The 12716-nt window shown below is 70.5% G+C and carries 1 protein-coding gene; it reads left to right on the forward strand.

Annotated features, from left to right (window positions below; all coding sequences use genetic code 11):
• The first annotated feature begins 29 nt into the window (after positions 1-29).
• Complete coding sequence (locus SX243_12805) at positions 30-12602, forward strand: Ig-like domain-containing protein (protein ID MDY7093844.1); 12573 nt, start codon at positions 30-32, stop codon at positions 12600-12602.
• Positions 12603-12716: the final 114 nt, after the last annotated feature.

The following is a 12716-nucleotide window of genomic DNA, read 5'->3' on the forward strand; positions in this document are numbered from 1 at the left end:
AGCACAACAGAGAAGAGGATCCTGGCGTGATGAGCAGATTTGAAATGGAGCGGGCCTTGGCCGGCGCGGGATCGAGCAAGAGAGCCGGGCTGGTAGGGGGTCAGGGGGCGGCGGCACTGTGGATCGCTCTGCTGGTGGCCTTGAGCTGGTTGCCCACTCCGGCGCTGGCGCAGGACGTGGATCCACCGGTGGTGGAGGTGCTGCACGCCGGCGCGCCGCTGACCGACGGCGAGCTCTTCGCCACGGCGGTGACTCCGGCGGTGACGGTGACCGACGCTTCCCCGGTCACCGTCACCCTCACCCTCGACGGCCAGAGCTTCGTCTCCGGCACCGAGGTCGCCGCCGAAGGGGCTCACAGCCTGGCGGTGAACGCCGTCGACGACGCCGGCAACGAGACCGTCGTCAACCTCACCTTCAGCATCGACATCAGCGCGCCGGCGGTGAGCATCGGACAGCCGGCGGCGGCATCGCTACACGCCGAGGCGGCGGTGGATGTGGTGGGCACGGTGCACGATCCCCACCTTTTGGAGGTGCGGGTCAACGGCCTGGCGGCCCAGGTCACCGGCAGCACCTTTGCGGTGAGCGGAGTTCCCCTGGCGGAGGGGGAGACGGTGTTGACGGCGGTGGCGACGGACGCGGCGGGCAACTCCTCCCAAGCCAGCCGCTCCGTGGTGCTGGATGCCACGGCTCCGGCGGTGGCCATCACCGATCCGGCGCCGGGGACGGTGGTTCCGGAGGCCCAGCGGTGGATTTCCGGCACCCTCGCCGACGCCCATCCGGGCTCCGTCACCGTCAACGGCGTGGTGGCGACCCTCAGCGGCGACAGCTGGTCGGCGCTGGTGCCGCTGGCAGATGGGGTCAACGAGATCACCGCCACCGCCGTGGATGCGCTGGGGTGGAGCGCCACCGCCGCGGTGACCGTGATCCGCGACGCCCAGGCGCCGGAGATCACCCTCGAGACGCCGTTGGAGGGTAGTTTCTGGCCCACGGAGACCGTCTCGGTCACCGGAACGGTGGCCTCGGAGCCGGGGATCGTCGTCACTGTCAACGGCGTCGCCGCCGCCCTCGACGGGACAGCCTTCAGTGCCACGGTGCCGCTGGTGGAGGGGGAAAATCGCCTCATCGCCCGCGCCGTCGACGCGGTGGGCAACCAGGGAGCTCACACCCGGCTGGTCCACCGCGACACGCAGGCGCCGGAGCTGGTGACGGTGGATCCGGCGGAAGGCGCGCTGGCTCTGCCGGGAGACGCGGTCCTCGAATTCACTTTCTCCGAGCCTCTGGCTGTCACGGCGGCCGATGCCTGGAGCCTGAGCACCGTCCAGGGGCAAGACCTGGCCGCCGAGGGTACGCTGGAAGGGGCGGTGCTCATTGTGCGTCCCTCCTCGCCGCTGCCTTCCGGCACCGAGGTGCAGTGGACGCCGGCTGCGGGGCTCACCGACCGGGCGGGCAATGGCCTGGCGGATCCCCGCACGCTGACCTTCACCACCGGCGACGAGGCCGCCCCGGCGGCTCCGAGCCTCACCGGCGCCCCTCCCGCTGCGCTCTGCGCCCCTCAGATCCAGCTCCAGGGTAGCGCCGAGGCCGGGGCTCGGGTGGAGGTCGCCGGTGGTGCCGCCGAGGCCGCCGTCACCGCCGGTACCGACGGCAGCTTCTCCGTGGCGGTGTCGCTGCTGCCGGAGCAGAGCAACCCCCTCGAGCTGACGGCGATGGATGCGGCGGGCAATCGCTCCGCCGTCCTGGCGGTGCCGATGGTGCACGACTGCACGGCGCCGCGGGTGGTGGGTGCCAGCCGGGCCGGGGACGAGGTGCAAATTCTCTTCAGCGAGGTGGTGGAAGGGGCGGGACTGTCCAGCGCCGTCTCGGTGAGCTCCGCCGCCGGTGCTGTGGCCGGTACCGTGACGCCCTCCCACGCCTCCGGCGGAGGCTATGGCGGGGCTCTGTTCATCGCCGACGCCTCCTTGCCGGCGGAGCCCGTGCGGCTGGCGGTGGCGGCGACGGTCCTCGACCTGGCGGGCAACGTCCTGGCCTATCCCTACTCGGCGATCCTCGGCGGCGAGGTCAGCTCCAGCTTCGTCTCCGGTCGCATTCTCGATGCCGCCACCGGCCGTCCCCTGGCCGGAGCGACGGCGCTGGTAAGTACTACCGACGGCGTGCCCCATCCTGCGCCGGCGCCCGAGCAGACCACCGCCGAGGACGGCCGCTTCAGTCTGCCGGTTCCGGCGGGCAGCCACGACCTCTTGCTGCTGCGGGCGGGCTACACCCCGGCCTTCCGGCGCGCCACTTCCGCCGCCAGCGAAGGGGCGGAGATCTTCGACGCCCGGCTTCAGCCCGCCGCCGAGGCGGTGGTGCTCGACGCCGCCGGCGGAGCCTGGAGCGATGCCCAAGGGAGCCTCCGCCTCGATCTGCCTGCCGGTGCCCTGGCCCAAGCGGCGCCGGTGGCGGTGACCGGTCTGGAAGAGCAGGCCCTGCCGGCGCTCCTACCCTACGGCTGGTCCCCCCGGGGGGGCGCCTGGGTAGATCTCGGCGGCGAGCCCTTGAGCGCCGACGCCACGCTGGAGCTGCCGGTGGAGGGCGGTGACGGAGCCACCCTCACCGTGGTCTTCCTGGACCTCGGAACCCTGCAATGGCGGGTAGAAGGCTCGGCGACGGTGGCCGGCGGCAGCGTGACGGTGGCGGTGGGGGAGGAGGGAGCCTGGGCGGCGGTAGAGGCCGACGGTGGCTCCACGGCACCGCCGGCGCCGGTCCTCGGCACGGCCCTGCCCGCCGCGGCGGCTCCCGACGGGACCGCCCTCACCGGTGCCCAGCTGGACTTTGCCCCGGCGGTGGTCTTGCCGGCCCAGACCAGCCTGGCGACGGTGACCTACAGCTGGACCGAGGAGGTCCCCAGCGGCACGCCTTTGACCCTGGAGGTGCGGGAGGAGCTGACCCTGCTGGACGGCACCGTGCGCCGCCCGGCTCCCTTCGAGGCGGATCTGGTGCTCTTCCGCGACTCCGCCGGGTCGGCTCGCTCCCGCTGGCGGCTGCAGCCGTCTGCCACCGCCCGCTCGCTGCCCCTGGAGATCGGAGTGGAGAGCGTGGAAGTACGGCGCTACGCCGGAGAGCTGGTGGCCGGCGACGTCTTGGGCCCCGCCGGCGGCACCGCGTCGACGGCCCAGGGGGATCGGGTGGACGTGCCGGCGGGAGCCCTCGCGGAGCCGGCGGCGGTGACCCTCGAGCGCCGCGGGGGGGCGGAGCTGCCGCTGGCTCTCCCCGACGGCACTCTCTTCTTGGGAGCCCTGGAGCTGGATCTCGGTGGCGCGGAGCTGACCATCCCAGCGAGCTTGAGCCTGGAGCTGGGACAGGCGCCGGCACCGGGGGACGAGGCATTGCTGCTGGAGCTGATCCGGCTGCCCTCCGGGGACGTCTACCGTCCGGTGACGCTTCTCGACGCCACTGCCGGAGGCTGGACCACCGCGGCGGCGGATCCGGCGGACCCGTCTCCACTGCCCTGGCCTGCCGTGCGCCGCGCCGGTCTCTATCTCTTCGTGCAGCTCGATGGAGCGCCGCTGGCTCCTCTGGCTTTCTTCCACGGCCTGGTGCTGGACGCCGCCGGCCTGCCCTTGGAGGGTGCGGTGGTGAGCGCCGAAACCGCGCCGTGGGTGCAGATTTCGGCGGCGGACGGCTCCTACGTGCTGCCGGCGGGGCTGGGAGCTACGGCTCTCCTCGCCCTCGACCTGCGGACTCTGGACCAGGGCACCGCCGCAGCCCACCCCGCCACGGCGGGGGAGCGGCTGGCGGTGGATCTGCAGGTGGCGGTTACCGGACCGGCGGTGCTGGAGACGGTGCCGGCGGCGGGGGCGGAGGACGTCTCGCCGGGCATCGAGCCGACGGTGCGCTTCTCCGAGGCGGTGGCTCCGGCCTCCCTGGCGGCGGGCTTGCAGCTGCTGCAGGACGGCGTGCCGGTGCCCGCCGTGGTGGAGCTCCAGGGAACGCTGGCGCGCTTGATTCCGGATACGACGTTGATTCCGGGAGCGGGTTACGAGGTGCGCATCAACACCGCCGTGCGGGATCTCCAGGGCCATCGGCTGGCGCAGGCGGTGACGGTGCCCTTCACCGTGCTGGAGATCGAGACCAACGCCCAGCTGGATCTGCGGCGAGTCCACCTGCTGGAACCTGACGGCGCCGGCCTGGCTCGGGTGTTGGGGCGCTCCGGAGCCGTGCCCGCCACAGCGCTGGTCTTCGTGGAGAACACCTCGCGGCTGGCGGCGACGCCGTCGGTGACCGCGGCGGCGGACGGCTCCTTCACCCTCGATATCGAAGCGGATCTCCAGGACACCCTGCTGCTGCACGTCCTGCCGGACGGGGTGAACGAGACCGTAGTGCTGCTCACGCCGTTCCAAACCCGGGACGGCCGGGGGGCCTTCGTGGGCACCGGGGAGGCGCGCTTTACCACCTTCGAGGATCTTGATGTCGAGATCGAGGCGGGAACTTTTTCCGAGCCCACGGTGGTGACCGCTGCGGTCCTCGCCGCCGATGCCTCACCGGCTCCGGCTCCGGCGGATTTCGAAAGTCTGGCGGCCTTTTCCCTCGACCTGGGAGGGGCCACCGCCCTGCAGCCCCTCTTCATCACTCTGCCCGAGCCCGCCGGCGCCACGGCGGACGAGCTGCTCCTCACCCGTACCGTACGCATCCAGGACCGCCCTCATTGGATGCTCCAGGATCTGCTGGTGCGAGACGGTGGGACCTTCACCAACCGGCTCGCCGCCGGCCAAGCTGCTCTCCAGCAAGCCGGACTCTGGCAGCGGCGGGCCCAGGAGCGCTGGGCGGCGTCGAGCTTGGCGGCGTCGGGCTCGGCGGCGATGCTGTCGCTGCAGTCATTGGGCGCCGCCCAGAACCTCTTCCAGCCGGCTACGGCGGAAGATCGATGGCGTTATCTGCCGGGCCTCTGGCGCTCCGGCCTCTACACCGTGCGTCAATCCGCCTCGCTCCTGGACTTCGTCGCTCTGCCGTTCCCCGGCGGCGGCTTGGAAGCCTTCTTCCTCAACCTTCAGATCGAGGGCCTGGCGGCGGTGGTGGATGGCGACCTCTACCGCCAGCTCTCCGCCGGCGCGGTGCTGCTCCTGGGGCGGCGCGGGGAAGGACTGTCGCTGGAAGGCCGAGAGCTGGCCACCGGCTATCGCTTCTACCAGGACACCCTGACGGCTCCCGCCCCCGGCGAGGTGGTGGAATTCCCCCCCTCGATTCTGCCGGCGCCACCGTCGGCGACCCCGGTGGGCGGCTCTCCTCTGGCCTTCCACGCCGTCGACCTGGAGCGCCTGGCGCCGGTGGACGGGGAGGCGGTAGTCCTCGCGCCCGGTCTGGAGCTGACCATCGCCGGCGCCACGGTGACCTTCACCGCTGGGGAAGGAGCTGCGGCGCCCTTCGCGGTGGTTCGGCTGGTTCAGCTCGACGGCGGCCAGAGCTTGACGGCGCAGGCCTCGGAAACCGGTGCCTTCTCCCTGAGCGCCACCGGAGGTGAGCAGTTCGTGCTCGCCGTGGGGGGCTCGCTGGCTCCCCGGGAACATCTGCTGCTGCGCTTCAACCGCACGGTGGCGGAGGCAGACGCCGGCCTCGAGGTGCGGGATGATCAGGGCCGGCGCATCGCGGCTGAGGTGGAGGCCTTGGGCGATGGACGAAGCCTCCGCCTGCGTCCCGCCGCCGGCTGGCCGGTGGGCGACTACACCCTGCATCTGCTGCCGGAGCTGGGGGCGAGAGCGGGAGAGGCCGGCTGGGGCGAGAGCCTCACCTTGCCCTTCCAGGTGCTCGGCAGCCTGGTGCTCCCCGGCCTGCCCGAGGTCAGCCAGGTGAGCGAGATCGCCCGCCTCGGAAGCCTGCTCTTCGTCGCCGCCGAGGACCAGGGGCTGGTGGTGGTGGACGCGTCCGCTCCCGGAGCGCTGGTCAACTATGTCGCCGCCGGCGCAGCCTTCGCCTTCCCTTACGGTGATGCGGTGCGGGCGGTGGCCGTGGATCCCCATGGCAGGGTCTTCGCCGCCGGTGGTGGGGTGGCGTCCCCCGGGCAGCTGAAGATCCTCGACCCCCTGCGCCTGGTGCCGGGGGACCCCTCCAGCTTCGCCGCCGCCTTCCGCGGCAGCACTCTCGTTTCCGATCGGCTCGGTGGCGATGGGTTGACCTATCCACCGGGGGTTCCCCAGCAGTTGGCGGTTCTCTCCGACGACGACCGCTACACCTGGCGCGCCGGCGAGGCCACCCCGGCGGAGCTTTCCGTGACCTCCAGCCCGGCGGTTCCGGGGCCCGGCCTCGACATCACCGTGGCCGCCGACCCCGACGCCCTGCGCGCCGGCTTGCCGGTGACCCTACGCAACCTCACCACCGGCACTTGGGAGCGGGTCGACGCGGCGGCGGACGGCTCGTTCGCCGTGACCCTCCAGGCCCTAGCAGGCGACCGGCTGGAGCTTCTGCGCAACCGCCGCAGCCTCGCCTACTTGGGGATCCTCGGCGCCGGCGTGGCGGTGGCCGACGTCAACACCTTCTACGGCGAGACCGATAGCCCTCTGGACGGTGATGGCTTGCCCGCCAACGCCGATGTGCTGAGCTGGTATGACGGCGTTGGCGACCCGGATCTGCGACTCTGCGGCCAGCCGGTGGAAGGCTTGGGCAGCGCGCTGGTGGATCTGGGCACTCTCGCCGATGCCGGCGATCCCCACCCGCTGGTTGCGGCGGGGTTGGTGGGCTTCCGGGGCCTGGCGATGTTGGAGAGCGACGTGACGAATCCGGGTCAGATCTCCTTCTTCAACGAGCTGTGCGTGGAGATCGAAGGCTCCCGGCGGGTGGTGGGTCTGGAGGTGGTGGAGAACTACCCGGTGGCCGTGGACCGGGACGGAGACGGCAGTGAGGAGTCGGTGGAGGAGCGCGACTTCCTGCTCATCACACACCTCACCGGCGGTCTGATGATTTTCGACGCCACTCATCGGGACGACCTGCGGACGGTGGCCCGCATTCCCCTCGCCGGCGAGCCTGCGGCGGCCTCGGTGGACCGCTTGCGGCGCCAGATCCTGGTCTCCACCACCGGCGGCACGCTGCACGTGGTGGACTTCCATCGCCCCGGCGGAGTCGGCCTGCAGGATGCCGACGGCGACGGCCGCGATGACCGCATCGTGGAAACCGTCTTCCTGGGCGGCGGCACCGACGCCGCAGCGCTGCTGGTGCCGGAGTTGGGTTTGGCCTTCGCCGGTGGTGAGAGCCAGGAGCTCACCGGCGTTGCGCTGGACGGCCCCGAGCTCCAGGCGGTGCGCGCCGACGACCCCGCTGTGGTGGTCCCGCGGCTGGCGCCCCTGGGGGTCCCCACCGCACTGGAAGCCTCGCAGGCAGAGACTTCCCAGGAAGGTGCCCGGGAGCTTCCTGCCTCGTTCCGGGTGCGCGCCCGGTTGCCCGGAAGCCTCGGGCCCCAGACCACCGTCGAGGTGCTCGCCCTTGGCCCTGGCGGTCTCGAGATGGCCGGTGCCGGGGATCCTGCACTGCTGGCGGGGCTGCCGCCCACGGCCCTTTCGGGAGCGGACGCCTTGGTCCTGCGGCGCCTGGCGGACGATCCCTGGGAGGATGGCTACAACCTCTACCTCTCCGACGAGGTGGTGGCGCTGGCGGACCTGCGGGCAGCTCAGAGCTTCAGCCGCACCGCCGCCGAAGCGAGCGCCTGCCGCCGCTGCGACGCTACGGCGGCGGGAGTGGGTGGCTCCGCCCGGGAGGTGCTCTCCGGAGACCGTCTGGCGGTGCGCTGGTCGCCGGCTCTGCGTTCGGCGCTGGAAGTCGTCTACGGTTCTCAGCGTCTCGACGCAGCGCAGATCGAGGTGGCCAGCGTGCGGTGGGAGATGGCGCCGTCGCTGCGCCAGGAACCTTCGCGCAATCCTTCACTCATCGCCGGCGGCGACGATGTCGGCCTCCTGCTCCACTCGGGGGAAATGACCCGTACGGCGGTGGACCTCTCGGTGGCGGGCCGCGGCCTGGACTTCTCCTTCGTGCGCACCTACCGCAATCAAACCCTCGGGGCCGGTCCTCTGGGGCCGGGATGGGAGCATTCCTATCACCGGCGGCTGCGGGAGCTGCCGGATGGCGGCGTCGAGCTCTACGACGGCCGCGGCCGTCGGGAGACCTTCGAGCCCGAGACTCGCTCCGACGGCACTGCCGGCTATCGGTCGCCGCCGGGCTGGTTCGTCACCCTCGAAGCCTTGGGTTCGGGAGCAGGTTCGGGAGCAGGTTCGGGATGGCTCTTGCACCACGCCGACGGCACTCAGGAGACCTTCGACGTCTACGGCCGTCTCGTCCGCCTGGCGGACGCGGTGAAGGAGAGCTCCGACACCGGCAACGAGATGCTTTTTACCTACGACCTGGCGGGCCGGCTGGCGCGGGTGCGGGACTCCCTGGACAGAACCCTGCGCTTCACCTACGATGCCGCCGGCCGACTGGCTGAGCTGGAAGACTTCACCGGCCGCCGGGTGAGCTACGACTACGACCTCGAAGGCCGGCTGGAAACCGTGACCCTGCCCGCGGTCACCGTGGGTGATGCTCTCTTCCCCTCCGGACGCACGGTGTCCTATTCCTATGAGCAGAGCACCGGCGACCTGGCCTCGCGCCTGACCGTTCGCGACAACTTGACCTCGGACACCGACCCGCGGGCGGAGACCTGGCTGGAGGTGGACTTCGAGGATGCCGACGGCGACGGCCGCTCCGACGAGGTCACCGAATACCGCCTCGCCGGGGATCCGGTGCAGATCGCCTACGACTTCGGTGCTCGTACTGCGGCGGTGACGGATCGTCGCCAGCATGTCTCCACCTGGACTCACAGCGCTTCCGGGCAGGCGGTGAGCTATCTCGATGCCGCCAGTCGGACGTGGAGTTGGGAGTACGACGGCGAGGGGCTGCCGGTTCGCAGCACCACTCCTCTTGGCCGAGTGACCGAGTGGACCTATCAGACCGCCTGTGGGGGCGGTGCCCCGGATACGAGCCGGCGAGGTCGGGGGGATCTCACCCAGATTCGCCAGCTACCCGAGCCCGGCAACACCGCCGGCGCCAACGGTTCGAGCTCGGAGCTGCTGACCTGCATCGACTACGAGACCGCCACCCACCAGCCCGTGCGGCTCACCGATCCGCGGGGCACGGTGACCGAATGGCAGCGGCACCGGGGCCTGGTCACCAGCCTGCGGCAGGCGGTGGGGTCGGCGGTGGAGCGGGTGACCTCGGTGGTCTACAACGATCACGGTCAACCGCTGGAGATCGTCAATCCGAGGGGGAATCTCACTCGCCTCGGCTATCACCCAAGCGGTCCCGAGGCCGGCTATCTCGCCGAGGTGGTGGCGGACCCCGACGGTCTCGCCCTCATCACTCGTTACGAGACCGACGCCCTGGGCCGGGTCACGGCGGTCGTGGGCCCCCGGGGTGCCCGTCATACCCGCGTGTGGAACGAGGCGGATTGGCTGGTGGCGTCGACCCGTGCTGCCTCCGGGACTCAGGAGGGAGCCGCCTCTCAGCCGGCTCTCGGCTACACCACGCGCTGGCTTCACGACGCCGCTGGCCAGGTGCTGGAGATTCATCGGCCTTATGGCCTCGACGGCGAGAGCGCGACCCGGGAGAGCTTTGCTTACGGATCCCTCGGAGAGGTGCTGAGTCGTCGTCGAGAGGTCGAGCCCGGCGGTCCGGAGGTGGAGGAGACCTTCGCCTACGACGCCGCTCTCAACCTCGTCGCCCACCTGGCCGAAGAGGGGCAGCGGACGGTTTACCACTACGATTCCCGCAACCTTCTGGAGCGAGTGCAGCGGGGCGAAGGAACCGCCGAGCAAGTGGAGGAGAGCTTCTCTTACGACGAGGACCGCCGGCGGATCGCCGTGACCGATGCCCGCGCCGAAGTCTGGGCGCAGGCCTACGATGGCTACGGCCGCCCGGCGACGGCTCAAGATCCACTGGGCAACAGCGCCACCTGGAGCTACGACGATGGCGGCCTGGTTACTCGACAGCGCCGCTGGGCACCCGGGACCCCGGCGGAACCGCTGACGGAATCCGCGTGGGTCTACGACGCCCTGGGCCGTCCGGAGATCGAGCAGGCCTCGTTGTGGACTCCCTCCGAAGGTTATTCCGGGCGCCAGGTGGTAGAGACTCGCTACGGCTACGATGCCGCCGATCACCTGGTGTCCACCCTCGATTCTCTGGGCCGGGAGACTTCCTGGTCCTACGATGCCGCCGAGCGCCTGACCTCGACCACCGACGCCGCCGGCAACGTCGTCGAGCTGACCCTCGATGCCGCCGGTAATCCCCGCACCGTCACCCGTCGGGAGACCGTCCCTGACGGGGCGCCGAAGGTGGTGACGGATCACTTCGTCTACGATGCCGCCGGCCGCCGCATCGAGGGCCGGGACGGCCTGGACAACCGCACCCGCAGCACCTACGACGCGCGGGATCAGGTGCGGCTGGTGATGGATGCGGAGGGCTACTCCACCAGTCTCACCTACGACGGGCTGGATCGACTGACCCGGGTGGAGCGGCCGGAAGGCATTCTCGAGATCCTCGAATACGACGCCGCCGGCCGGCGCACGGGCTACGTGGACGCCCTCGACCAGCGCACCACCTACGCGTACGACGCTCTGGACCGCGTCACCTCCGTCACCTACCCGGATCTCACCCAGCGGCAGATGACCTACGAGGGTGCGGATCTGCTGGCGACCCTCACCGACGCCAACGGCACCGTGGTCACCCAAAGCCATGACGCCGCCGGCCGCCTCACCACCCGCACCGTGGCCCTCGGCACCGGAGTCCTCGGCCCGACGACGGAAACCTACACCTACGACGCCTTGAATCGCCTGGTCCAGACCACCAGTGGCCCGACTCCCAACGGTACGGTGACGACGACCCTGACCTACGACTCCCTGGGCCGGCTGCTCAGCGAGACCGGCCCCGCCGGCACCGTGGGCTACCAGCGCGACGCCGTGGGCAATGCCGTCGAGCTGAGCTACCCCTCCGGCCTCACCCTCGGCCGCACCCCCGACCCCTTGAACCGCCTGCAGGTCGTGGGACCGAAGAGCGGGGGAACCGTAACGCCTCAGGCGACTTATGGCTACCGGGGGGTGGACCTGGTAGCCCAGAAGAACCTGGCCAACGGTCTCGATGGGAGCTTCTCCTACGACGGTGCACGGCGACTGATCGAGAGCAGCTTTCTCACTACCTCCAGCGATCTGCTGCTGGGGGAACGTCATTCTTGGAGCCCGCGGGGTCTCAGAACCGCTACGACCCGTGACGACCTCGGGGGAGCCGGTTTCGAGATGCGCTACGACCCGGCCGGTCGACTGGCGCAGGTCCTGCAGCGAGCGGACGCTGTGGCCACGGTCTCGAACAACACTGCTGAACTCCTTCCTGCGACCGTAGGCGAAGAGTTCTCCTTCGACTTCGGCTACGACCCGGCCCAGAACCTGACCCTACGTCAACGCACGCAGTCCGCTGCAACGGTGACGGAGCTGCCGCCGGACTCCTCGGGGCGGAATCGCCCGGCCTCTGCGAACGGCAAGGTGCTGGAGTGGGACGCCAACGGCAATCTGGTGCGGAAAGGCGACTTCCGCTTCGCCTACGACTTCCGCAACCGCCTGACCGAGGTCCGAGACTTGGCCTCCACGACTCTGGCGACCTACAGCTACGACACCTTCAATCGCCGGGTCGGCAAGACCTTCCCGGGCGGTCCGTCGGAGACGACGGCGTGGTCGGTTTGGCAGTCGGTGGAGGAGCAGCGCAACGGCCAGCTCTACCAGCGCCGGATCTTCGGCCGGAACCTGGACGAGATCGTCGCCCTGGAGACCGACCTCGACGGTGACGGTTCTCTGGAGTCCTTCTATCAGCCGCTCTACGACCAAACCGGCAATCTGGTGGTGCTCTCCGGCAGCGGAGGCGAGCGGGTCGGAGATGCGTACTACTCCCCCTATGGCTCGGAGCAGTGGCTGCGGGCAGACCTGACGCCGACGTCCGTCGTGCAGGTAGGGGTGGAGAATGGCGCGCTGTGGGTCGAGTTCTCCGAGGAAGTTTCGGCGGAGCGGTTGGAGGAGGGCTTGGCTGCCGGGGAGATTCGGCTGACCGTGCCCGAAGCGCCGGGCGGAGGTGCTTTGACCTCCGGTGGAATAGGCAACCTGACCGCAGGCTCCACCATATCTCTAACGACCGCCGAGCGCCCGGTGACGCAGGGCCGCCTCGCCCGCCGCCGGCTGGTGCTGTCGCCGGACACCGAGCCCGCCGCAGGAACTCCAGTCGATCTGCACTTGGCTTCCCAGGCCATAGCCGATCTCTTTCTCAACGAGCCGGCGTCGGACTTCGCGTTGAGCTTCTCCTGGCCGGACGCCAGCGCCGGCACGCCGGCCGTCTTCCACGACACCGCGCCGCCGAAGGTGGAGGAAGTGGTCGTCCACGAAGGTCACTTGGAGATCCAATTCTCCGAGCGCCCGGATGTAGCCACCACCGGCGCCATCCAGGTGGACGGGCAGCCACTGACCTGGAATCTAGAGCCCGACGGCTACACTCTCCGAGCCACCTCGCCCCTGCCCGCCGGCTCCTCGAGCCTGACGATCTCCCCGTCCCTCCAGGACCTAGCGGGTACATGAGCCTGGAGACCCTGGCCCCGTTCGACCATACTGCCCCCATCGGGCTGCCCGCCGTGGCCGCCTGACCCGGCTCCCTGCCGGAGATCCCAAGACCCGCTCCTACACCAACGCCCG

It is taken from the genome of Acidobacteriota bacterium (assembly GCA_034211275.1).
GTDB lineage: Bacteria > Acidobacteriota > Thermoanaerobaculia > Multivoradales > JAHZIX01 > JAGQSE01.